The organism is Nocardia vinacea (assembly GCF_035920345.1).
Classification (GTDB): Bacteria; Actinomycetota; Actinomycetes; order Mycobacteriales; family Mycobacteriaceae; genus Nocardia; species Nocardia vinacea_A.
The window spans coordinates 5,670,626-5,692,920 of sequence record NZ_CP109149.1; the positions used below are offsets into that span (position 1 = coordinate 5,670,626).

A 22,295-nucleotide genomic window follows, 5' to 3' on the forward strand; every position below is an offset into this window, starting at 1 on the left:
CTCGCCGGGCCCTGTTTCACGAGTCGGAACGCCGAAGACGCTTGGCGGAGCGCGACTTTCGCCCGGTGCGCGCTATTCGCGGATCGTCGGCGACCTCGTCGCGCCGCACATACAAGCCCAGGAATGCCTGCACGGTGGCCGTCATCCGAATCCTTCAGCAGCCGTTCGCGTAACTGCGAACCCTCGCTACGGCACCGAACCGAACGCCTGCTTGAAGTCGGGGCACTCGACCAGCGGCTGGTGGGTGCAGGTGGCTGCGTGGCGGAGGCTGTCGCGCATGCGAGTGAGTCGAGCGATGTCCTCGTCCAACTGCCGAGCCTTCTCTGCCATATGGCGGCGGAGTTCGGTATCCGCGGGCGTGGCCACGAGGAATCGCGCGATCTGCGCGAGTGTGAAACCCGCTGCGCGAGCACAGGATACGAGCGCCAGGCGGTCGATCACCTCGGCCCGATAGGTGCGCCGCAAACCGTTGCGCCCGTCGGATTCGATGAGCCCGCGCTTCTCGTAGTACCGCAGCGCCGACGGCGCCAACCCGGACCGCGCGGCCACTTCCGCGATATCCAGCACCATCACTACTCCTTGACTTGAAGCACGCTTCAAGTCAGACGATAGTGCAATGAGCGAAACAAAAGAAGAGCTGCACCCCCAGGTTCAGGCATATCTGGATCGTCTCGTCCGCGCGAATTTCGGCTCGGTGCACACATTTACCCCGGAGCAGGCACGCGAGGGATGGCGGCGACAGATCGCCCTACTCGGCGAACCGGAACCCGTTGCCAATATCGAGAACCGCACCGTCGCGGGCATAGGCGGACTCCGGATCTACACCCCGGATGGTGAAGGCCCCTTCCCCGCATTGGTGTTCTTCCACGGTGGCGGCTTCATGCTCGGCGATCTGGACACCCATGACGGACTGTGCCGCGGTCTGGCGAACGGTGCGGAATGTGTCGTGGTCTCGGTCGACTACCCCCTGGCTCCGGAGCACAAGTTTCCCGCCGCACCCGACGCGTGCTTCGCGGCGACGCAGTGGGTCGCCGATCATGCGGCGAGCATCGGCGTCGACGCCACTCGCATTGCCGTCGGCGGCGACAGTGCGGGCGGCAATCTGGCGGCGGTTGTTGCGCACATGGCACGCGACAACGGCGGTCCGGAACTGACCTTCCAACTGCTGATCTATCCCGATCTCGATTTCCGCAGAACGAATTTCAGCATCACGGAGTATGCGGGCAAGTACGGAAATATCAGCCGCGATGCCCAGCACTGGTTCATGGACAGCTACTTGAATGGTTCCGAGGAGAAGCTCGACCCGCGGGTTTCCCCACTGCTCGCCCCCGACCTGGCCGGGCTACCTCCGGCACTCATTGTCACGGCCGAATACGACGCCCTGCGCGACGAGGGCGAAGAGTACGGTCAGCGACTCGAGGAAGCAGGGGTCCCGGTCACGGTCGCTCGCTATCCGGGGATGATCCACGAATTCGTCCGGCATCCTTTCGACGACAGTAGGCGCGCCCGACTCGATGCGACGACGGCGCTGCGGAAGGCATTCGCCCGGTAGCGAATTGCGTCAGTCGCGGTTCGACGGTGCTCGGGAAAGGACAATGGGCATCCGCCACGACAGGCGGACCGGATTGTCGGTCGCGCGACGCACGAGCAGCCATTGGGCGACAGCCGCCATGGTGGAACCGAGCGAGGTCGCTACCGCGAGAAATCCCCAGTGCGTAAGGCCGGCGGATGCGTAGCTGGCGGTACTGGTGCCCGGGATGGCCAGTTTGCCTCGACCGGTAGCCCAGTTCAATATCTGTCCGACTTGGCCACCCAGGTCATAGGTGCGACCGGTCATGGCCTTGAGTTCGGCACCTTTGCCATTGAGGTAAATCAAGCACAGGATCACGAAAAGTGACGCACACGCCAGCGAAATCGCGGTAAGGCGGGCGAGAAGTTCGTTGCGAAGGCGGATATTCAGCACGATGGCGCAGAACGCGGTGATGATGGCGGCGCTGGCGAGGATGGCCCACGTGCCGGTGACCGGCGGGGTTTTGGGCGCCGCTTTCGACCAGACATTCATCGCGTTCGTGGTTATTTCGAGCCGACCGAACGCATTGGCGGCGACCCTGCCGTCGGGCCCCTGTGCGGTGATCCACGATTGGAACAGCATGAGGAGGGTGGCGGTACTGCCGACCGCGGCCAGTATGTAGCCCCAGTAAGATTGGAGCGGTCCCAGCCGCGCCCGGAGATCGGCCAACTCCGCGGCGCGGCCTTGTGTCGGTCCCGGCGGAGCGGTCCCGCGTCGAGATGTGATGGCTCGGGAGGAGTTCTGCTCCATGAACTCAGCTTAGGCGTGGAGCAGTGACGCGACTCACCTCCAGTGGGAACGTCAGTCGGCGGTGACTGGGAACAGATCCGGTCACCGACTCTGTTGCCACTGCCGGGGGTTCGAACGAGAGCGAGGTCGACCGTGCGGGTCGAGATCTGGACCGACATCAATTGCCCCTTCTGCTACCTGGGCAAGAAGCGGTTCGAACAGGCATTGACCGACTTCCCGCACCGCTCCGACGTCGAGGTGGTGCACCGCTCGTTCGAACTGGATCCGACGCTGCCCGCCGACGAATCCGGCCCGGTGATCGCCAAGATCGCGCACAAGTACGGCATCAGCGAGGCGCAGGCGGCCGCCAATGAACGCGGCATCGGCGCACAAGCCGCCGCGATCGGCCTGCCCTATCTGACCGAAGGCCGCGATTACGGCAACTCCTTCGATATGCACCGCCTGCTGCACTTCGCACTCGCCGAAGGCAAACAGGACGCCCTCCTCGACGCGCTGTACCGCGCGAATTTCGCCGAAGAACAATCCCTGTTCGCCGATAACGAGCGCCTGGTGCGACTCGCCGTCACCGCCGGACTCGACGAATCAGCCGCACGCACCGTCCTCGACGACCCGAATGCCTACGCCGACGCCGTCCGCGCCGACGAGCAGGAGGCCGCCCGACTCGGCGCCCGAGGCGTCCCATTCTTCGTCTTCGACCGCAAATACGGTGTCTCCGGGGCGCAACCCTCCGAAGTCTTCACCCAAGCCCTGGACCAAGCCTGGGCCGATCGGGAACCCGTCATCCAAACCATCGGCGGAGCCGACGTCTGCGGGCCGGACGGATGCGAGTTGCCGGCGCACAATTAACCTGCGGCAGTCCTATTCGGTTTCTTCAGTCGACTTCGCCGCAGGACCGAGCCGCACCACACCGGCGTCGAGATCGATCTCGACGCGCGGTCGGTGCACCTGACCGTCGCTGTCCTCACTCCCCTCATCGGCCAGCTTCTGCCCGGGGAACAGTTCACCCATAACGCCCATAGTTCGACGATAGTCCGCATAGCGAGAGACATCGCCAGGTCCGCCTCCTCCGAGTTCACCGGACCGGGCGGTACTCATCACGGCGGCACCGCCGACGTTGCGGCCGGAGTGGCAATCACTCCCATCACAGGCGACCGGCGACCATAGCCACCTACACTGGCCCGCATGTCTGTGCCACGGATGCTCGCATTGTCCGCGTTCGCCCTGCTCACGCCCCTCGCGGGGGCGGCGTGCTCGTCCGAGGGAGCCGGGTATAAGTCCGAGTGCCAGGTCAGCGGTTGTACGGTCACCTTCACGCGTGGCGTGAATGCGAAGGCCAGTGTGCTCGGCATCGAAGCGGAACTCGTTGCGGTGCAGGGCAATACGGTCACATTGAAGGTGGCCGGTCAGCAGCTCGATATTCCGGTCGGGCAGACCCAAGCCACCAACGGGTTCAGCGCGACGGTGCAGGACGTCACCGATGACAAGGTCGTGGTTCGGATCAACACCGGCGTCAACGGCAATTGATCCTCAGCCGCTGGTGACTTCGCCAATGGCTTGATCGAGGATGGAAAGGCCGAGGGCCAGTTCGTCTTCGGTGGCGGTCAGGGGCGGGGCGATGCGGAAGGCGCCGCCCATTCCCGGGAGCTGCACGATATTCATGTGCAGGCCCAGCTCCAAACAGCGCCGTGTGACGAGTGCGCCGAGTTCGTCTGAGCCCTGTTTGGTTTCGCGGTCGAGGACGAGTTCCAAACCGACGAGCAGGCCGCGGCCTCTGATATCGCCGACTACGCTATGTCGCTGGCCGATTCGCTCCAGGCCTCGGCGGAGGAACGTGCCGAGTTCCACCGCACGCTCGTCGAGACGGTCGCGAACGAGGACATCCAGCACGGTATTGCCGACCGCCGCGACCAGCGGGTCCGAGACGTGGGTGGTGAAGAACAGGAACCCGCGATCGTGTGCCCGCTGCTCGATTTCGGCACTGGTGATCACGGCCGCGAGCGGCAGCCCTGCGCCGAGCGTCTTGGACAGGGTCAGCATGTCCGGGACGACGCCGTCGCGCTCGAACGCGTACCAGGATCCGGTGCGGCACAGACCGGTTTGCGCCTCGTCCAGGATCAGCAACATGCCACGCTCGCGACACTTGTCCCGCAGCGCGGCGAAGTAGCCGGGCGGCGGTTCGATGACGCCACCGGAACTGAGAATCGGCTCCACCAGGCAGGCCGCGAGGCTGCCCACCGACTGAGCGTCGATCAAATCGAACGCGAAGTCGAGTTGCCGCCGCCAGTCGAGTTCACCAGCGGCCGTGGTGAAATCGGGACGATACGAATTCGGCACGGGGATGGCGAAATTCCCTGGTGCGGCGGGACCATAGCCCTTACGCCCCGCGCTGTAGGTGGCACTCGCCGCCGCCTGCGTCATACCGTGCCAGGAGCGCGCGAACGAGACGATCTCGTGTTTTCCGGTGACCAGCTTGGCCATTCGGATCGCGGCCTCATTCGACTCCGCGCCGGTGGTCAGCAGTAGAGCCTTCTCCAGCGGTTCGGGCAGAATGTCGGCCAGTCGCCGGGCGAGGTCGACGACCGGACGGCTCAGCATGCCGCTGAACAGATGGTCGAGCTCACCGACCTGGCGTCGAACCGTCGCGACGATATCCGGATGTGCGTGTCCGAGGATGGCACTCATCTGTCCGGACGTGAAATCCAGTATCTCCCTGCCACTTTCGGTGTACAGAAAGCTGCCTGCAGCGCGAGTGATGATTTCGCGGGTGAATTCGCCGGCACCCGCATAGCGGATGAGGTGCCGATCGGCGTCGGCCCAGAAGTCGTCGGTGGACAGTGCTGCGGTGGTTGGAGCGGCCATATTTTCGACGGTAAGGGCCGTCCGAGCATCGGGTCCATCTCAGTTTTCCGGCTGTGCTGTTCGGCTGAGCCGCACAACAATGGACCCATGCTGAACCCTTGGCGACTGCGCCTGCTCAGCCAGCTCGACTCGCTCGGCACTGTCCGCGCGGTCGCGCAGGCGGCCCACCTCAGCGCGTCCAGCGTGTCCCAGCAGCTCGCGGTGTTGGAGGCCGAAACCCGCACCCAGCTGCTGGAACGCACCGGCCGCCGGGTTCGGCTCACCCCCGCCGGACTGATGCTGGCGCGCCGCGCCAGGGGCATTCTCGATCAGATGGACAGCGTCGAGGCAGAGCTGCGCAGCCTCGGCGAGGAACCGGTCGGGTCGGTCCGGCTCGGCGCATTCCAGAGCGCCATCCATTCGCTGTGTGTGCCCGCGGTGACGCGCCTCGCCCGGACGCATCCGCATCTCGATGTCGAACTGATCGAGCTGGAACCGCACGAGAGCATGCCCGCGCTGCGGGTCGGTGACGCCGACATCATCATCACCACAACTGATTTCGTCGAACATCCGCTCGGCTCGGATGTGGATATCGTGCCGTTGGCCACCGATCCGATCGTGCTCATCCTGCCACCGGAGCGCGCTGCCCGCGGGCCCGCCGACCTCGCCGCCTACGCCGACGAGCCGTGGGCCTTCGATACGCCGAAGTCGTATATGGCGAATCTGGCCACCCGGCTGTGCCGGGAATCCGGATTCGAACCGCGGGTGGTGTGCAGGTTCAGCAATTACCTGATGACGTTGCAGCACGTCGAAGCAGGACTTTCGATCGCTCTGCTCCCCGGCTTGGCGGTCGATCCGCGCTATCGCGTCGCGACCCGGGAACTCGCCGATCCCGTCACCCGCACCATAACCGCCGTAATTCGCCGCGGCGCACCGCCACGTGCCGCCGTCCATCTGGTTCTCGAGGAACTGCGTCGAATTCGTGAATTGCCGGTCGACCCGCGTCTATCGACGACTTTCGAAGCGTGACAGCTACTTTCGACCTCCCCCGTAGTCGCCGAGTCCCCGCTCCAAAACCGCAATGGCGCGTCGAGCCCGGGCGCCACAGGCGCGAACAACCCAGAAACCTCCTCGGTGGATCGAGACTAAGCGGCTTGGTCCGCGAATTGGTGGAATCGGGGGAGTTGACAGGCTATCTGGACGCGGCACTAAGTGCCCGCCAGTTCGGTGACCGGGGCGGGGTGGTTGAACAATCTGTTCCAGTAGACCAATGGCACTCGGTCGCTGATGTAGGTCGAGTGGACTCGGCCGGTCAGGATGCTGTGGTCGCCGCCGTCGACGACGTTCACGAGTTCGCAGGCCAGGCGAGCGGCGGCGTGTGGGAGGCCGGGTAGGCCGAGTTCGCAGGGGTGCATGTCGCCTGCGGCGAAGCGGTCTACGCCGGATTTCGCGAAGCGTAGTGCGACGTCGGATTGGTCGGCGGCCAGGACATTGATCAGGAAGAGCTGTGCCGAGACGAAGGTTGCGTGGGTGCTTGCCGATTTGTCCAGGCAGATCAGTGCCATGGGTGGGTCGAGGGACAGCGAGCTGAACGAGCTGCCGGTGAAGCCTGCGGGGCCGGATAGCCCGATCGTCGTCGCGACGGCGACCGGGCTCGGGATCCGGGACATGGTGACGAGAAAATCGGCTCGATCGATGGTCATGGGTCGGCCCCTCGCTATCGGCGCATCTTCAGCGGACCGCCCAGCAGATACTGGCCGACCATCTCGAAATTCGTCGGCGACAGCGTCATATGCTTCACCGCCGCGTGCACATCCCGGAATGCGCGCTCGAGCCGGCTGCTGGTGTAGAGCGAACTGGTACCCGCCATGGCATGTGCGATATCGACCGCGGCCACGGCCTGCTCCCCCACGGTCGAGCTGGTCAGCCGCACCAGCGCGCTGAGTGCGTCGCCACCGGTTTCGCCGAACGCCGTAACGACCGCTCGCCGGTGCCGAAGCAGTGCCAAATCTGGCGCACCGCAAGGACATATTCGCGCATGCGGGCGGCGGGCGCGGACCACGGCATGCTGAACCGGCGGGTTATGTGGTTCTGCTTCTGGGTGCCGAGGCCGAGGGTGAACCGGCCCTTCGCGACCAATTGCAGATCATTGGCAATCATGGCGGTGGACATGGGATTGCGGGCGAAGGCGACCGCCAGTCCGGTCGACAGCCGCACCCGCTCGGTCCGGGCGGCCGCCAGCGCCAGGCCGACGAATGGATCGTGATTCGTCTCGGCGGTCCAGATGGAATCGAATCCGCCCTGCTCCAGTTCCGCGGCGACGTCGCCGAGCACCTCCGGCGACATCGAGGTGGTGTGGAAGTCGAACCTCATGGGGATACCTCCGTATCGGGTCTCTGCGACGATGCAAACATTTCGCGGACCATGCCGACGATTCCCCGAAAGATGTATTTGATCGCTGTTTGAATCGCATTGGATCCCATTGCGGAAGAGTCGAATCATGTACAACTACATCATTACCGCGCCGGGTCAGGGAGTTCAGCAGCCGGGCATGCTCGATGCCTGGCTGGCGGCCGTTCCGCAGGCGCATACGCAACTCACCGAATGGTCCGATATCGTCGGCTTCGATATGGTGTCGGCCAGCCGTGACGAAGTAATGCTCGGCGATACCGCGATCGCGCAACCATTGATTGTTGCCGCCGCACTACTGTCCTTCGAGCTATTGCGCGATCGGATCGATCCGGATGACGTCCTGTTCGCCGGACATTCCGTCGGCGAATTGGCCGCTGCCGCGGGCGCCGGATATGTCGGCGCGGCAACGGCGATCACCCTGGCCGGTGTGCGCGGAGCGGCCATGTCGGCGGCGTGCGCGCTGACCGAGACCGGTATGGCGGCGGTCATGCCGACCAAGCGCGACGGCGCGTCGGATGCTGCCATCGTCGCCGCGGTCGGCGCGGCCGGACTGACCGTCGCGAATTGGAACGGTAGCCACCAATTCGTCGCGGCCGGAGCAAAATACCGCATCGATGCCTTCATCGAAGCGCGACCGCATGGACTGCGGATCGTGCCGCTCACCGTCGCAGGCGCATTTCATACCGATGCGATGGCCACGGCGACACCGAGTTTCGCAAAGGCCGCAGCCGAAGCCACTTTCCTGGAACCGGCCTCGGCGATGGTCGGCAATAGTGACGGCGCGCTCATAACAAGTCCAGATGACTTGCGACAGCGACTGATCGCCCAGATCACCGCACCCGTCCGCTGGGATCTGTGCGCGCAGACAATCGCCGCACTCGCCGCCACGGACGCACCGCACCTCGAACTCGCACCGGCGGGGCCGCTTACGCGACTCCTCGAGCGCGAACGCCCGGAGGCTCGCGCGCTGGCGCTTCGCACTCCGGAAGATATCGACCCCACCGCCGAGGCCGCATAGCGCAGTGTGTCCGGGCCCCACCGAGGGCCCGGACACACTAATGCACTTGTGGCTCAGGCGAGTTGCACGATCGTCTTCGCATGACTGAGCACCTTGACGCCCTCGGAGGTCACGGTGAAATCCACCCGCACCCGTCGTTGCGGCAGCTGTGCCGCGACCACCGCGGCCACCACGATCCGTGCTCCGGCATCGTCATCGGGGACGAACACCGCGTCACGGCACCGGACGCTGGCCTCCAGTACCGCGCCCGGATCCCCGAGCCAGTCGGTGAGCACGCGGTTGGCCAGCCCCATGGTCAGCGCGCCCTGCATGATGACCTGCGGCAAACCACCCAGTCGCGCATACCGGTCGCTCCAGTGGATCGGATTGAAGTCACCGGACGCGCCCGCGTACCGGACCAGATCCGCACGAGTGACCGCAATCTCCCGTGGACCGATCTCGAAGCCGACCGGGATGTCATCGAACGACGGCACCGCGGTGGGCCGACGATCGGAGAGCGAATCGAAAAGCCAAGTGCTGGCTACCAATGCCATCTCAGGCCACCTCCGCGACTGCCGGCGTCTCGGCCCGCTGCACGAACGACGACGTCGCCACACATACCAATTCGTCATCGGCGGAATGTATTTCGGTGCGGAAACCGAAGACGCCGTGCCCGCCGAGATCGTCGACCTGGGTAACCGTCTGGGCGAGGGTCAGTGCGTCACCGGCATGGACCGGTCGCAGATGGGTGAAGTTGAGGTCGCGGTGCATCAGCCGGGCCCGCGCCAGCCCGAACTCCGGATCGGACATGGCCCGGTCGTCGGCCATCAGGGTCAAGGTGACCAGGAAGGTCGGAGGTGCGACAAGATCCGGATGGCCGAGCGCGCGTGCCGCGGCCACATCGTGATAGGCCGGATTGTCGTCACCGAGCGCCGAGGCGAATTCGCGAATCTTCTCGCGACTCACCTGGTATGCCCGGGTCACCGGGTAGACCCGGCCACCTCACACTCGCCGAACATCTGCACGAGCCCAGGACCGTCGAGGGTGCGACGGTCATGCCGCGACTGATCGCGCTGGCCCTGCAAAGCCTCGCGCCGCACTGAGTTTCGGCCTCCTCGCCGGAGCCGCCCCACCACCCCGACATCCGCGCGCCGGCTGCGCCCCGAATGCCGCCCGGGCTTCGTCGTCTCCCGGACAGCTCGGCCGCCTGGGTCGAGCGTTCGCCAGTCAGTAGCTATGCTGGACATATACGTTTGCTGATCGAAATGCCGGTTCCCCACCGCCGCAGCGACTCTCGCCAACTCGACACCAACAGTCGTTAATACCGAACGGTATTCGGCCGTCGGCAGCCGAGAAGTGAGGATTCCGTGCCACATTCACCTCGGCCGACATTTTGGATACCGAAAGGTATTGATACCGAAAGGTATTCTTATCCGCGTATCCGGCGGAAATGCCGCGCTCGGCCATAAATCTGAAGAATTCGCCTTCCATCACCTGTCCGCAGTGTGTAGCGTCTGGACCGCTGGAATCCCCGAAATGACAGGCCGGGCGCGGTGATCGGTATCGACGACTGCTTGAAACGCATCATGGACATTCCCGGTGCGCGCAGCGTGACGATGGTGGACAGCGCGAGCGGTCTGGCGATCGCCGCGGCAGGTCGGCACGACCACGTCGATCAACACGAGGACGCTGCTACCACGACTGATGTGGTCCGCACGGTGCTCGGCTGTCCGGCGCTGGCGACCGATCACGAGGACGACCTCACCGAGATCATCGTGTGCGGCACCCGCGGCTATCACCTGTTGAATCTGGTGCACGGCGACTTCGACGGTCGCCTTTTCGTACACGTGCTATTCGACGAGGACACCGGAAATCTGGCCATCGCGAGATTTCGACTCCACACAATTCTCGGCGAATTTGTCGAGGACGCTAATGGTCGTTGACGTCGCGACCGAACTGCGGCGACTGGAAAAGCAAAGATGCACCGGGGTACTGTGCGCGGGCGATGGCGCATTTCACCTCGCGGACGGTGCGATAACCGCGGCCGACTGCCTGCGCACCACCGATCTGGAACGGCTCGCGATCGCGGCCGGTGTAGCGACCGCAGCGGAATGGCAACGGGCTGTGTCCGGCGATCCAGGCCGTGTGCCGGTCCTACCACGACTGGAAACCCTGGCGTTGCTGTCGGTCTTCGACGCCGCCTACTTTCTACTCGCCACGCCGGTCGTTCCAGAATTCCGATCGGCGCCGCCGCACTGGTTGGCCCCGGTCTGCCAGATCCCGCCGCGGGTGCTGCTGCACGAATGCGCCCGGCGGGGTGATCCGGAGGCCGAACCATGGCCCGCGGAGCTGGTCGACCGCGCTCCCGTCGTGCCGGTGCGCCGTGTCCGGCGCAGACGCGTCGCACTCAGCGGCGGCCAGACCGAAGTACTCGCCGCCGTCGACAGCAGGCGCAGCATCACCGGCATCGCCCGCGACCTGGGCCGCACCAGCTACGGCGCGCTGGTCGCCGTGCGTGAGCTGACCGCGGCGGGCCTGATCGAGCCGCCCGATCTGGGCACCGAGCCGCGGCAATTTCTCCCGCGCCGGGTGCGCCGGGCCCCGGTCGCACACCCGCAGAGCTGGGAGCCGGTCGATCGCGATGTGCTCATCCGCCTCCGTGCGGCGTTGGAGGAGCTTGCGTGACCGCGCGGAAGAAACTGCTCGGCGAGTTGATGGGAAGGTTGACGAAGGTGGCGATGTCCGGACCCGAACCGAATGCGGCGGTGCTGGCGGAACTGAAGGCGCTACGTAATCGTCTGCCTCATCTGACCGGCACGCTCGTCGCCTCCAGCGACGGACTGCTCGTCGCACACGATCTGCCACCCGATATCGAGCCGACCCGCATGGCCGCGCTGGCCTCGGCCCATCTGTCGCTGTCGTATCAGCTGGCCGCCACCGCGTACGGCGGCGGATTCCACGAGGTCGTGGTGCACGGCACCGGCGGGCACGCGGTGATCTACGCGGCGGGCTGGGCCTCGCTGATGGTGCTCGCCGGACCCGAGGTGAATGTCGGCCGCCTGCACCTGGAATCGCGCCCGGTCGCTCGCAACATCGCCGATCACCTGACAGCCACCGACTCCGGAAAAGACCGGACCTGGAAAACCGATCGAAAGGAACCGATATGACGAATATGGATCTGGCGCTGAAGGACATGATGGGGATAGACGGCGCGATCGGCGCCGCCGTCGTCGACTACAGCAGCGGCATGGCCCTCGGCATGCTCGGCAGTTCCAAGGCGCTGGATCTGCAGGTCGCCGCGGCGGGTAATACCGAGGTGGTGCGCGCCAAGCTGCGGACCATCGAGCAGCTCCAGATCAAGGAGGATATCGAGGATGTCCTCATCACGCTGACCGGCCAGTACCACATCATCCGCCCGATGACCGGCCGCAAGTCCAAGGGGCTGTTCCTCTATATCGCCCTGGACCGTGGCCGGGCGAACCTCGCGCTGGCTAGGCACCGCCTCAAGTCCATCGAAGAGGACCTCGAGGTGTGACCTTGCGGTGCAACACCTTTCGCAGCCGGGCGGTGTGGACATCGACCGCACCGCCCGGCGTCGAGGTGAATCGCGTTGCGGGCAACGGAAACTAGCGCCGCAAGTTTTATCCGGCTGCTGCAAGAATGCGAGCACCGAGAGGAGGCGATACATGGCTCGACCCCGCCGACCGCTGCTCACCCACGAGCGCATCATCGAGACCGCATTGACCCTCGTCGATGCGGATGGGCTGGCTGCGGTTTCGACCCGCCGTCTCGCCGCCGAACTCGGCGTGCAGGGACCGTCGCTGTACAACCACGTCGGCACCAAGGACGAAATCATCGATGCGGTGGTCGATTCCGTGCTCGGCGAGGTGGATACCTCGATGTTCGGCGAGCTGTCGGCCGATAATCCGGACTGGCGATCGGCGCTGCGCCGCTGGGCCCATTCCTATCGGAGCGCGGTCGCCGCGCATCCCAATATCGTCCCGGCACTGGCCGGCGGACCCGGCCTCCGGCCCAATGCATTACGCATGGCCGATGCTGTATTCGGCGGTTTGGTCGCGGCGAATTGGCCGCGCCGGGAAGCCACGACCGTGGGCACGCTGATGCGCTACTTCCTCACCGGATCGTCGCTCGGTTCGTTCGTCGCAGGCTTTCCCGCCGACGCCGAGGTTTATGCCGAGGAGTACCCGCACCTGAACGAGGCACATCTGCTCGCCGAGCGGCAGCAGCGGATCGATCAGGACGCATTCGAGGTCGGTCTCGAATCGCTGCTGGATGGGCTCGAGGGGCGCTACCGGTTGCTGCCGCGCACTCGTTAGTTCGATCCCGGTGCGCTGGTAGGCATCCCGAGGCGGCTGTCTATCGGGTCACAGTCGGCGCGGTTGTCGGTACCGCACCGGCGCGGCTGCCCGTGCAATTTGCCGACCGCGAAAACACCTACAAGAGAGCAAGTTTCATCGAATTCATCCTCCTCAGCGGCGCTCGTATCACGGCCGTTTCACAAGTTTCGTGTGCATGGGGTCACGTTGCCCCGCCGACCACAGAGTCCTAACGTAACTTCTTGTTAACAGACGATGTCGTCTGTACCAATTCCTATTATTCGTCCCAGGAGGACATGCCCCGCAGCGTCCGCTTCCTCGAAACCGGAAGTGGCACAGCAGGTGTGGTTAGAAATGGCACACACAACGCCTTGGCAAGAAAACAATGTTCAGCTCGGTCGCCCCGAGAACGATGACGATCTCATCGGCGAGGTGACCGTACAGCGTTTCGATCTACGGTCCGACTGGGGTTATCTGTGTGCCCCGGGTCTGGGTCTGGTCACCTTCCTACTGCTTTTCCAGCCCTGGATTTCGGCAACCGGACCCAACGGCACCGTCACCTCCAATGCATTCGGCCGGATCGACGGATTCACCACCGGCTCATTCCAATCCGTGGTGAGCATCAGCAGCACCTGGGCCGTCCTCACCACCCTGGCGGTCGCCGGTGCGGTCGTCGCGACCGTAATGTATTTCCGGCTCCGTAGTCGGCTGCTTTCATATCTGGTGCTTGGCTGCAGCATTGCCGCCGCCCTTTTCGTACTCGCCGCCTTGTCCTACCTCAACGGCAAAGCGCCGGAGTTACGCGAAATCACCGAATCCGCAAACCAGACCGGACTTTTCGGCTGGCTCTTCGGTAACAATTCGGCGACCGACCTCGGGGGTGAGCACCGAATCGCCAGCGCCGGTCTCGATTCCGCCGCCACGCTCAGCGCCGTCACCGCATGCGGTGCCGCACTGGCCGCCGGTGCCATGAGCCTGCGCAAGCAAGGCTTCACAGTTCGACTGATCTCGGCTCCCCAGCCGAATGTCGCTGCGGCGGAAAGCACGCCGGAGCAGTCCGCCCAGAAAGCATCGGACACCAACGTATTCCTCTGGGAACAGCTGGCTTTCGACGATGACCTGGCCGTTTACGACCCCCAGGTCCGCCGCCGGATGGTTCGTCGAACCAAGACAGCCGATCGCCGCCCGCCCGCGCGCGAAACGGCACTGTCCAGGTAACGCCCGCAACGAAAGACCCGCATATCGGTGCCGATATGCGGGTCTTGGCAAAAGAGGGCCGGGCGGCCGATAGGCGCCCGGCCCGCTTGCATTGTGTTCGATTACCTCCGATGCGTGACCTATCACGGGAACGGCGAGAAGAAGCCGATCGCCGCACCGATCGCTGCGCCGATCGCGCATCCGAAGATCGCGCCGACCAGGAAGAACCAGATACCGATCGCGACGCCGACCAAGCAACCGATGGTTGCGCCGACAGCGATCGAAATCGGTCCCCAGGCCTGGTGCACGCCGGGCATATTCTGGGAGTTGACGGCCTCAGTTGTCGGTCCGCCGACCGGCGTGAGGGTCAATTGCGTGCTGGTCCTGTCCAGCGACGGTGTCACCGCGAGGCTCTGTCCGGCTTCGGTACGCAGGGTTGTCGGGATGCTGCCGACTACCGCACCATTGTCCGCGAGGACCGTGACGGCATCGGGTGTGACGACGAATCTGCCGGAGGCCAGGCTCACCAGAGCACTTGTGTGATCGGCTGCGAGAGTCGTTGTGTAGGCGATCGGGCCGTCCGCGGCGTTGAGGCTGACATCGGTCAGCATCCCCTCACCATGTGCGGTGGCAGTGGCTATGCCGGTCGCCGCGACGGCCATAAAGGCGGTCGCTATCAATTTCTTGAAGAACATTGGACTTCCAATCATTTCCGCTTTCTCTTGACGTTCCCCGACAAACGGCACCGGATAGCTATAATGATGCTCCGCGTATTTGATTGAGTCGACAACTTATTTGCGGAATGACAGTCGGTTTTGCTCCCCTAGGGGATAGGAAATCGGATTCCGATCGAATAACATCGAGAGGTCGATTCGATTTCTCCGCCGAGCGCATCGTCGAACTACGCACAGCGCCACCGAACGCGGAAAGTCGATCGCCGATCGGGGGCGAAATTCGGGTACCGCACTACTCGATACTTCGCGGCTCGACGGGCCCACACTCATTGCGTGTCCACCGGTAAGAACATCGTCATCTGTCTCGACGGAACAGGCAATCAGGTCCGCGCCAGCGGTAGCACCAATGTGGTCCGCCTGTTCGAGATGCTGGACCTGAGCGATGCCACGAAACAGATCGCCTACTACGACCCGGGTGTCGGTACCTTCAGCTCTCAGGGCGCATGGACGCCACCGGCCCGGTGGTTCTCGCGAGTGCTGGGCCTGGCGGTCGGCCGCGGGCTGCGTTCGAATCTCGCCGAGGCATACTCCTACTTGATAGCGCACTGGCAGGCGGGCGACCGGGTGTTCATATTCGGATTCAGCCGCGGCGCGTATACCGCGCGAGCGCTGGCTGGATTACTGCATGAGCCCGGCCTGCTGCGTCCGGGTAGTGAGAATCTCGTCCAGTACGTCGTCAGCGCCTACACCCGCAAGACCACGAACTGGCCGGAACTTCGCCGATACGCGCGCACCTTCTGCTCGAAGTCCTCGGACGGCGACTTCTCGATTCCCATCGAATTCCTCGGCGTATGGGACACGGTCAAAGCGGCCGGGCTGCTGCGCTGGGAACTGAAATGGCCCTACACCAGGCAGGTGCCCAATGTGGTGAAGGCACACCACGCTGTTTCGATCGATGAGAAGCGCCGTCCGTACGAGGAATATCTGGTCACTCCGAAGGGAAACCGGCCGGTGCTCACCGAGGCCTGGTTCGCCGGTGTCCACTCCGACGTCGGCGGTACCTTCGAGGACGATCCGAAGCTGGCCGAAATCGCGCTCAAGTGGATCACCGACGCTGCGCTCGAGGCCGGATTGCTGCTGCGCGCCGGGACGTACGTGGACGCCTGCGCGATAAGCCCCGAGCATGCGAATGGCAGCGTGCACCGAATGGGCTGGATCTGGGCGCTGCTCACCTACCGCCGACGGAAGGTTCCGGCGGGTGCTCGGGTGCACGCGAGCGTGCGCTCACGGTGCGAGAGCGACACGACGTATGGAAAACGAATCCCCCCGGATGTCATGTGGGAAGACGAGCAATGGACGAAACTGCGAATTCAGTAGAGTACGCGAGCGGAATCTGTCCACCGGCCCGGCGCAGACTGCGTACCTTCGCATTCGACCCGATGTCGACGCGGCTGTCCGGCCAGTTCCTCACACTGGATATCCCGTTCGAACACATCCGGGGACCGGGCCCCGACGGCGCACTCGTGCAGGTGGTCGACTTCGACGCCAGCCGCAATGCCTGGTACGAGCCGGTCGACCTCGACGATCCATTTGTCTTGGCGCAGGACGGAATTCGACCGACAGAAACCGATCCCCGTGCGCATCAACAGATCGTCTATGCGGTCGCGATGAGCGTCATCGAGCGATTCGAACGGTTCATGGGACGTCGATTCCGGTGGCACCGAGACCAGATCCTGCGTCTGGTCCCGCACGCTTTCGAGGGGCAGAACGCCTATTTCGATCCGCGGCGCCGCGCCTTGCTGTTCGGCTATTACCAAGCCGATGCCGAGAATCCGGGCGCCAATCTCCCCGGACAGGTCATCTTCACCTGCCTGTCGAGCGACATTATCGCGCACGAAGTGACACATGCGATCGTGCATCGAATCCGGCGGCTGTACAACGAATCCACAAACCGGGATGTCTTTGCCTGGCACGAGTCCGTCGCCGACTTGATCGCGCTGTTCCAGCATTTCGCCCACCGAGACCTAGTGCTCGACGCAATCGCGACCACGTCGGGAGTACTCGAGAAAAGCGCCGGGCTGCTGGACCTGGCCAGGGAGTTCGGTGAGTCCACCGGACGCGGCGCGGCCTTGCGTTCAGCGATAAAGGACCGCAGCCGCACACCCGAACGATTTCGCGCGGCACAGGAGCCGCACGAACGCGGTGCGTGTTTCGTGGCGGCGGTATTCGACGCGTACTTGGACGCCTACCAAAGCGCGATCGCGGATCTGCTGCGGATCGCCAGTGGCGGCACCGGAGTGCTGCCGCCCGGTCGCCTGCACCCGGATCTGGTATCTCGGATCGCCGACGAGGCGGTCAAGACCGCGGACCGAATGCTCGGGATGGTCGTTCGGAGTTTCGACTATCTCCCGGTATTGGACGTCACATTCGGCGATGTCGTCCGGGCGATCGTCACCGCGGATCGCGGTCTTTATCCGGAGGATCGGCAACACCTGCGCAGCACGCTCGTGGAGGCGCTGCGGCGGCGCGGCATCTGGCCGGTAAGCGTCACTTCGCTGACCGATGAAGCGCTGGTCTGGCAGCGGCCGGACACCCGGCTGAACCTCGGCGACGGCGATCACCCGGTGGATTTGTCCCGGGTCATCCTGTCCGCATCGAAGGATCTCGACCCGATCGGTACTCCGGGTGAATTGCGTACACCCGCCGTACCCGACGGCAACGGCACCTCCGGTCTGGACAGTTCTTCGACCCGACATTCCGTTTTCGAGCAGGTGGCCCAGGAGCTCATCGGATGGGCCAACGCGAACGCCGCCCGAATCGGACTGGATCCGAACTTCAAAATCAGCTGCGAGGGAATCCACGTCTCGTACCGAATGGCGGGTGATCGGTTGCCGCGTCCCGAATTGGCCATCCAGTTGCTGCAGCGTCGCGCGGATCTCGAAGATGCGGGGCAAGGGAAGCAACAACCGGTGATCCGCGCCGGTACCGCGCTCGTCGTCAGCGCCGACGGGAGCGTGGACTATGTGATCGCCAAGCCGCTGCCGTTCAGCGACGAGTCGTCGGCGGCTGACGACACTTCCATCGCGTTCCACCGGGCGGGCAAGCTGCGGCTGGCCGCGATGCGGGAATGGTTCGACCGACTGGAAGCCGACGACGCGCTGAGCGCATGGACGGCCGAGCACGCAATCCACCGCCTCGACTTCGCGGCGATCCACGCGCTAACAGCTGAGTAGGTACGAAATGTCAACGCCGACAACGATTGCCGTCCGGATGTACAACGTCGGATTCGGCGACGCGTTCACCGTGACGGTGCGGCGCAAGAACGAAACCTGGCGCATGTTGGTCGACTGCGGCGTACACAGCCAGGGCCGGGCACGCCCGATCCGCGACTCCGTACAGGCCATCATCGCCGACCTCACCGAGGCCGATCCGCACCACCGACCGCACCTTGACATCGTGGTCGCCACCCATCACCACGCCGATCACATCACCGGATTCGCCTGCCGGGAATGGGAACAGGTGACCGTGGACGAGGTGTGGGTGCCATTCGTCGAGGACGCCGACGACGAAGACGCACGACGGATCCGCAGCGGGCAGGTCGATGCCGCGAACGGTCTGCTCGCGCTGATCGAGCGGCGCGGCAACGGGCGTCGCATGTCGGCGACCGTCGAACAGGCACAGGCATTCGCGGTGAACTCGCAGGGCAATGCCGCCGCGACCGATCGACTCCTCGGCCGCAATTTCAGCGGATTCGCCGCACCCCACCGGGTGCGGTACCTGCCGAGCAAGGACGAAACCGAGAATACGATCGCCGTGGATCGCGTCGGGCTCGTCGCACATATCCTCGGGCCGCCGCGCGATGCCCGATTCCTGAAGCGCATGGATCCGCCTGCGAAGCAATCGTGGCCCTTGGTGCGCGCGAGCGCGTCCGCGGAGAGCGACGGCAGGCCGACGCCGCTGTTCAATCGGCGCTATATCGCGCGGAATACCCTGCCGGACCGCCTGCTTCAGGCGAAGGCGGATCTGGACCTGGACGAACTCGTCGACGATGACGATCGACTGCTGCGCGCCGCCTCGATTCTCGAGAACGCGGTCAACAACACCAGCGTCTTCTTCGTGCTGGATATCGCCGGAACCCGGTTGCTATTTCCGGGAGACGCGCAGCAGGGTGCATGGGAGCACGTCCTGTCCGATCCGCGGAATGTCGATCTCGTGTCCCGCCTGGCCTTCTACAAGGTCGGACATCACGGTTCGCACAATGCCACACCCCGGCGTTTCGTCGAAAAAGATTGGCAGACAGAAGGTTACGCAATGATTCCGTTCGGACTCGTCAAGCGCTGGGCGAAGACCATTCCGAAGAAATCGCTGGTCGATTCGCTGGTGAGTCACGATCACACCGTCATCCGAGCCGACACGGCTCCCGATGTCGTCCCCGGCAAGATTGCCGTGAACGGTGACCTGTGGTCCGAGGTAACGCTCACCGCCTGATCCTCATCCCTGATAGCTGATCGCATCCTCGAGATCGCGGATACGAGTGATGCGAGCAGCGATCAGCCAGCACGGCCAAGGGTGCCGTCAGCAGCTGGACGAGCCAACCGGCCAGGGCCGGACCCGCTACCTGTGACACCGATTGGCTCGCCTCCATCGCCGCCTGACCGGCTGTCAGTCGACCGCGCGGCACGACCATGGGTACCAGCGACAACATGGCGATATCGGCGAAAACCGCGAATGCCCCGGTCACGAACGCCACCGCCGACAACAGCGCGAACGTCAGCAGGCCCATCGCATCGGCCAACGGCACCACCGACAGCGTCAATGCCTGACCGATGGCACAGACCAGGCAAACCTGCCGCCGCGGCAGCCGGTCGATCCACACCCCGGCGGGCAGCCCCACGAACAGGTAGGGCGCACGGCCATAAGCGACCAGCACTCCCATCTGCCATGCACTCGCCCCCAGCGTGATCACGGCGATCAGCGGAAGCGCGAGAATAGTGACCTGCGAGCCGACCAATGAGACGCTGTGGCCCGACCAGAGCAGCACAAAAAATCGGTTCCGCCGTAGCGGCGTCTCGCTGCTATCGGTCAACGCGGCGACGCCGGTCGAGCGTGGATCGCCAGGGGCCGAACCGTCATCGCGCACCACCGACACCGTAGTGCCGCGAGCGGTGCCGATAAGAGCGATGGGGTTCCGACCGATTCAGCCAGACTTGGCGAGATGAGGCGTTGCGGTCGCCGGCGTTAGCCGCCGCGCAGCCAGCGTTCCTTCAACATCCAGTGGTTGGCCCACCAGGCGCGTACGACTTCGGGATCTGCGTTCAGCGGTGGTGGTGGGGACTCACCGGGAAAGAGCCAGTTGCCGTCCGGCGCGCCGACGGTGGTCGGAGTCGGTGCGGTCGATGTCGGCGCTTCGGTCGTGGTCGAGCCGGGTTCGGTCAGGGGTGCTGAGCCGGGCGTCGTCTCCGTTGCGGGTGCGGCGCCGGGTTCGGTCGTCCGCGTTGTCGGTGCGGAGGCGGTTGCGGGCGGGGTGCGGCGTGCCGGTGGCCGTGTGGGTGCGATCGGCGAGATCTGTTGCGGCGGCGGTTCGATGGCGATCGGGGTAGTGCGCGGTGCGGATTCGATGGTGATCGGCGCGGATGGGATGGCGGCTGCGGGCGTGCTCGGTAGCAGCGATTCGGCTGCTCGGCCGATGGCCTCGCTCGAGGGGTCGTCGAGGATCTGCGCCACAGCGATGCCAGACGCACCCAGTACCGTCGCAACGGCGGCGGCGCCCAGCAGTAGTCGTCGTTTCCGACGGCCGTTGCTCGGCACCGCCACCGGTAGCTCACGCAGCCGCTCGGCGGCAATCAGTGCCGCCCCGCGGGCCGCGCCATCGGCGTGATCCGGAACCACGATCACCGGCGCCTCGAATCCGAGTTGCAGCACGGGCGCGATATCGGGATCGCCCGCCCCCGAACCGCAGACAGCGACGGCGTCCACGTCGACAGATTCCAGGATCGGCAATATCCGGCCGATCATGTGGCCCGCGGAATCGGCGTCGACTGTGCCGGAAGTCCAAGAGTCGGCTGCCGATACCGCGTCGCGCGCCGGACCGACGATCACGAACGATATCTGGCCGTCCACAAGCTCCAACATGAGCACAGTGCCGAATTCGTCGAGTCCGCGCTCCTCCCTGGCCAGCACAGCCAGCGCCGAACGATCCGAGACCAGCGACGACGACGCCCACTTCCCGGCCGCCAGCTGCGATACGATCGCCCGCCGCTCGGCCACCGACCGGTACACGATGGCAACGTCCTCGACCCCGGTTTCGTCACCCAACTCCTCGGCCACACCGTCCAGCACACCGCTGATCGCAGCACCGACCGCACCCCCGCGCAGACGTCGCTGTATTGAACGCAAAACAACCCCCGGCGGCCCCGCCGCCAGCACAACCCCGCGCACCACCGACTGCTCCACCGATATACCGACTGTGGCCATACCGAACACCCCTACTCGGAGACAACTCTCCTCTGTCATTCGCGACCGACACGTCAACCGATTTGAATCGGATCAGAAGATGAACTGGCTGCCGTAGGCGGTGGTCTGCGCAATTCCCACCGGAGTACCCACCGAGGCGGTGATGAAGGGGACGGCCGATACCGGTGAGGCACACTGGCCGACGTTCAACGCGGCGTTGTTGAAAATGAAGTGGTACGGGAACACGGTCTTTTCGTCCAGGTTGGCCGTCACTGTCGTGACGGTGGTGATCTGGCCCGGTGCCAAAGTGGCTTCCAGGAGCTCTGTCAGGCCCAGGGTCCCGCCGACAGTCGGTCCGAGGCTCGCGCTGGGCGGGCTGGCCGAGGCACTCGGGGATGTGGTTTCGATACTCGGCGAGGTGGTGGCGGCGCTTTCGGAAGTGGTGGCAGCGCTTTCGGAAGTGGTAGCAGCACTTTGGGAAGTGGTAGCAGCACTTTGCGAAGTGGTAGCAGCACTTTGCGAAGTGGTAGCAGCACTTTGCGAAGTGGTAGCAGCACTTTGCGAAGTGGTAGCAGCACTTTGCGAAGTGGTAGCAGCACTTTGCGAAGTGGTGGCGGGACTCCGGGAAGTGGTGGCGGCACTAGGTGTTGTGGGCACCGGCGCGGACGTCACACTTGGCAGGCGGGCGGCAACGTTCGACTGGCTGAATTCGGGGGAAATGCTGGCCAACAACCCCTGATTGGGATCTATTCCGACGGTGAAGCCATTATCCAGACTGATCGCGCAGCCGACGACGAACCCCGCGACGGCCTGGCCGGACGTCACCCCACCGCCCTCCACGCTCAGCGAGTAGTCGCCGGACAACTGCGCGGCATGCGCGAATGTCATGAGGTAGTTCGGAGTCCGGTCGCCGGCCGGGTCCACTCTGACGTCGTGCACCGCTGCCGTCAGATGAATCCCGGCACCTGATACGTCCGCACCGGGCGGCGGTTGGGCTCGGCTCAGCTCGATGCCACCGGGCCGCAGCACCACGACAGCCAGGACGGTCGCGACCACACCGGTCGCGA

General features: G+C 64.7%; 29 protein-coding genes. 15 read left to right on the top strand and 14 right to left on the bottom strand.

Translation table 11 applies throughout. The features are described from left to right. Positions 1 to 16: 16 nt before the first annotated feature. Positions 17 to 145, bottom strand: coding sequence for a hypothetical protein (locus tag OIE68_RS26000; protein WP_327093706.1), 129 nt, complete (start codon positions 143 to 145; stop codon positions 17 to 19). Between the two features lie 41 nt (positions 146 to 186). Beyond that, positions 187 to 570, bottom strand: a complete 384-nt coding sequence (locus OIE68_RS26005; protein ID WP_327093707.1) for a MerR family transcriptional regulator — start codon at positions 568 to 570, stop codon at positions 187 to 189. A gap of 46 nt (positions 571 to 616) precedes the next feature. Here OIE68_RS26005 and OIE68_RS26010 point away from each other — a divergent pair, with 46 nt between their 5' ends. Continuing rightward, entirely contained in the window at positions 617 to 1,552 is a 936-nt protein-coding gene (locus OIE68_RS26010; RefSeq protein ID WP_327093708.1) for an alpha/beta hydrolase, read from the top strand. Positions 1,553 to 1,561: 9 nt separating this feature from the next. On the opposite strand, the gene OIE68_RS26015 is transcribed toward OIE68_RS26010, so the two are convergent. Beyond that, positions 1,562 to 2,320 (bottom strand): hypothetical protein, encoded by a 759-nt coding sequence (locus OIE68_RS26015; protein ID WP_327093709.1) that lies wholly within the window; start codon positions 2,318 to 2,320, stop codon positions 1,562 to 1,564. A 132-nt stretch (positions 2,321 to 2,452) separates the two neighbouring features. Between OIE68_RS26015 and OIE68_RS26020 the strand changes: the two genes are divergently transcribed. Further along, complete coding sequence (locus OIE68_RS26020; RefSeq protein WP_327093710.1) at positions 2,453 to 3,166, top strand: DsbA family oxidoreductase; 714 nt, start codon at positions 2,453 to 2,455, stop codon at positions 3,164 to 3,166. A 12-nt stretch (positions 3,167 to 3,178) separates the two neighbouring features. Here the strand turns inward: OIE68_RS26020 and OIE68_RS26025 are convergent, their stop codons facing one another. Further along, complete coding sequence (locus OIE68_RS26025) at positions 3,179 to 3,337, bottom strand: hypothetical protein (protein WP_327093711.1); 159 nt, start codon at positions 3,335 to 3,337, stop codon at positions 3,179 to 3,181. Positions 3,338 to 3,502: 165 nt separating this feature from the next. Here OIE68_RS26025 and OIE68_RS26030 point away from each other — a divergent pair, with 165 nt between their 5' ends. Beyond that, positions 3,503 to 3,844: a hypothetical protein gene (locus OIE68_RS26030; protein WP_327093712.1), complete on the top strand. Its 342-nt coding sequence runs from the start codon at positions 3,503 to 3,505 to the stop codon at positions 3,842 to 3,844. A gap of 3 nt (positions 3,845 to 3,847) precedes the next feature. Here OIE68_RS26030 and OIE68_RS26035 read toward each other — a convergent pair whose 3' ends face one another. After that, positions 3,848 to 5,179, bottom strand: a complete 1,332-nt coding sequence (locus OIE68_RS26035; protein WP_327093713.1) for an aspartate aminotransferase family protein — start codon at positions 5,177 to 5,179, stop codon at positions 3,848 to 3,850. 87 nt (positions 5,180 to 5,266) lie between these two features. On the opposite strand from OIE68_RS26035, the gene OIE68_RS26040 reads away from it, so the two are divergent. Further along, entirely contained in the window at positions 5,267 to 6,187 is a 921-nt protein-coding gene (locus OIE68_RS26040) for a LysR family transcriptional regulator (protein ID WP_327093714.1), read from the top strand. Between the two features lie 179 nt (positions 6,188 to 6,366). On the opposite strand, the gene OIE68_RS26045 is transcribed toward OIE68_RS26040, so the two are convergent. Genes OIE68_RS26045 through OIE68_RS26055 form a run of 3 tightly spaced genes read right to left on the bottom strand, consistent with a single transcriptional unit; the run spans position 6,367 to position 7,531 of the window. Next, positions 6,367 to 6,861, bottom strand: a complete 495-nt coding sequence (locus tag OIE68_RS26045) for a flavin reductase family protein (protein ID WP_327093715.1) — start codon at positions 6,859 to 6,861, stop codon at positions 6,367 to 6,369. Between the two features lie 14 nt (positions 6,862 to 6,875). Then, positions 6,876 to 7,091: a hypothetical protein gene (locus tag OIE68_RS26050; RefSeq protein ID WP_327093716.1), complete on the bottom strand. Its 216-nt coding sequence runs from the start codon at positions 7,089 to 7,091 to the stop codon at positions 6,876 to 6,878. Next, positions 7,082 to 7,531 (bottom strand): LLM class flavin-dependent oxidoreductase, encoded by a 450-nt coding sequence (locus tag OIE68_RS26055; protein ID WP_327093717.1) that lies wholly within the window; start codon positions 7,529 to 7,531, stop codon positions 7,082 to 7,084. The genes OIE68_RS26050 and OIE68_RS26055 overlap by 10 nt, the downstream gene beginning before the upstream one ends. A gap of 127 nt (positions 7,532 to 7,658) precedes the next feature. Between OIE68_RS26055 and OIE68_RS26060 the strand changes: the two genes are divergently transcribed. Continuing rightward, the gene (locus tag OIE68_RS26060) at positions 7,659 to 8,588 is read left to right on the top strand and encodes an ACP S-malonyltransferase (protein ID WP_327093718.1); all 930 of its coding nucleotides are present in this window, start codon (positions 7,659 to 7,661) and stop codon (positions 8,586 to 8,588) included. Positions 8,589 to 8,641: 53 nt separating this feature from the next. Here OIE68_RS26060 and OIE68_RS26065 read toward each other — a convergent pair whose 3' ends face one another. Both OIE68_RS26065 and OIE68_RS26070 read right to left on the bottom strand, forming a co-directional pair. Continuing rightward, a complete protein-coding gene (locus OIE68_RS26065) occupies positions 8,642 to 9,121 on the bottom strand; it encodes a MaoC/PaaZ C-terminal domain-containing protein (protein ID WP_327093719.1) in 480 nt (159 codons plus the stop codon). Position 9,122: 1 nt separating this feature from the next. Then, a complete protein-coding gene (locus OIE68_RS26070; protein WP_327093720.1) occupies positions 9,123 to 9,551 on the bottom strand; it encodes an FAS1-like dehydratase domain-containing protein in 429 nt (142 codons plus the stop codon). A 590-nt stretch (positions 9,552 to 10,141) separates the two neighbouring features. Between OIE68_RS26070 and OIE68_RS26075 the strand changes: the two genes are divergently transcribed. The 6 genes from OIE68_RS26075 to OIE68_RS26100 all read left to right on the top strand — a co-directional run bounded on the left by OIE68_RS26075 (position 10,142) and on the right by OIE68_RS26100 (position 14,122). Further along, positions 10,142 to 10,510: a hypothetical protein gene (locus tag OIE68_RS26075; protein ID WP_327093721.1), complete on the top strand. Its 369-nt coding sequence runs from the start codon at positions 10,142 to 10,144 to the stop codon at positions 10,508 to 10,510. Continuing rightward, entirely contained in the window at positions 10,500 to 11,252 is a 753-nt protein-coding gene (locus OIE68_RS26080) for a hypothetical protein (protein ID WP_327093722.1), read from the top strand. Before OIE68_RS26075 ends, OIE68_RS26080 begins: the two co-directional genes overlap by 11 nt. Continuing rightward, entirely contained in the window at positions 11,249 to 11,734 is a 486-nt protein-coding gene (locus OIE68_RS26085; RefSeq protein ID WP_327093723.1) for a roadblock/LC7 domain-containing protein, read from the top strand. The genes OIE68_RS26080 and OIE68_RS26085 overlap by 4 nt, the downstream gene beginning before the upstream one ends. After that, positions 11,731 to 12,102 carry a hypothetical protein gene (locus tag OIE68_RS26090; protein ID WP_327093724.1) on the top strand — a complete coding sequence of 124 codons (372 nt, stop codon included), beginning with the start codon at positions 11,731 to 11,733 and terminating at the stop codon, positions 12,100 to 12,102. The genes OIE68_RS26085 and OIE68_RS26090 overlap by 4 nt, the downstream gene beginning before the upstream one ends. A gap of 151 nt (positions 12,103 to 12,253) precedes the next feature. Further along, complete coding sequence (locus tag OIE68_RS26095; RefSeq protein ID WP_327093725.1) at positions 12,254 to 12,904, top strand: TetR/AcrR family transcriptional regulator; 651 nt, start codon at positions 12,254 to 12,256, stop codon at positions 12,902 to 12,904. Between the two features lie 354 nt (positions 12,905 to 13,258). Then, entirely contained in the window at positions 13,259 to 14,122 is an 864-nt protein-coding gene (locus tag OIE68_RS26100) for a hypothetical protein (RefSeq protein ID WP_327093726.1), read from the top strand. A 122-nt stretch (positions 14,123 to 14,244) separates the two neighbouring features. On the opposite strand, the gene OIE68_RS26105 is transcribed toward OIE68_RS26100, so the two are convergent. Next, positions 14,245 to 14,796, bottom strand: coding sequence for a hypothetical protein (locus tag OIE68_RS26105; protein ID WP_327093727.1), 552 nt, complete (start codon positions 14,794 to 14,796; stop codon positions 14,245 to 14,247). 312 nt (positions 14,797 to 15,108) lie between these two features. Between OIE68_RS26105 and OIE68_RS26110 the strand changes: the two genes are divergently transcribed. The 3 genes from OIE68_RS26110 (at position 15,109) to OIE68_RS26120 (ending at position 19,263) form a co-directional block, all read left to right on the top strand. Further along, a complete protein-coding gene (locus OIE68_RS26110; protein WP_327093728.1) occupies positions 15,109 to 16,152 on the top strand; it encodes a DUF2235 domain-containing protein in 1,044 nt (347 codons plus the stop codon). A gap of 62 nt (positions 16,153 to 16,214) precedes the next feature. Then, positions 16,215 to 18,008, top strand: a complete 1,794-nt coding sequence (locus OIE68_RS26115; protein ID WP_327093729.1) for a hypothetical protein — start codon at positions 16,215 to 16,217, stop codon at positions 18,006 to 18,008. A 7-nt stretch (positions 18,009 to 18,015) separates the two neighbouring features. Next, positions 18,016 to 19,263: a hypothetical protein gene (locus OIE68_RS26120; RefSeq protein ID WP_327093730.1), complete on the top strand. Its 1,248-nt coding sequence runs from the start codon at positions 18,016 to 18,018 to the stop codon at positions 19,261 to 19,263. Here the strand turns inward: OIE68_RS26120 and OIE68_RS26125 are convergent. From OIE68_RS26125 to OIE68_RS47165, 3 genes are all read right to left on the bottom strand, one after another. After that, positions 19,253 to 19,915, bottom strand: coding sequence for an MFS transporter (locus OIE68_RS26125; protein WP_327093731.1), 663 nt, complete (start codon positions 19,913 to 19,915; stop codon positions 19,253 to 19,255). The two genes, OIE68_RS26120 and OIE68_RS26125, sit on opposite strands and share 11 nt — an antisense overlap. A 98-nt stretch (positions 19,916 to 20,013) precedes the next feature. Next, positions 20,014 to 21,249: a hypothetical protein gene (locus OIE68_RS26130; RefSeq protein ID WP_327093732.1), complete on the bottom strand. Its 1,236-nt coding sequence runs from the start codon at positions 21,247 to 21,249 to the stop codon at positions 20,014 to 20,016. Positions 21,250 to 21,321: 72 nt separating this feature from the next. After that, on the bottom strand, positions 21,322 to 21,501 hold the full coding sequence (locus tag OIE68_RS47165) for an MspA family porin (protein WP_419150563.1): 180 nt from the start codon (positions 21,499 to 21,501) through the stop codon (positions 21,322 to 21,324). On the opposite strand from OIE68_RS47165, the gene OIE68_RS47170 reads away from it, so the two are divergent. Next, complete coding sequence (locus OIE68_RS47170) at positions 21,460 to 22,197, top strand: hypothetical protein (protein ID WP_419150564.1); 738 nt, start codon at positions 21,460 to 21,462, stop codon at positions 22,195 to 22,197. The genes OIE68_RS47165 and OIE68_RS47170 overlap by 42 nt on opposite strands. Positions 22,198 to 22,295 lie beyond the last annotated feature (98 nt).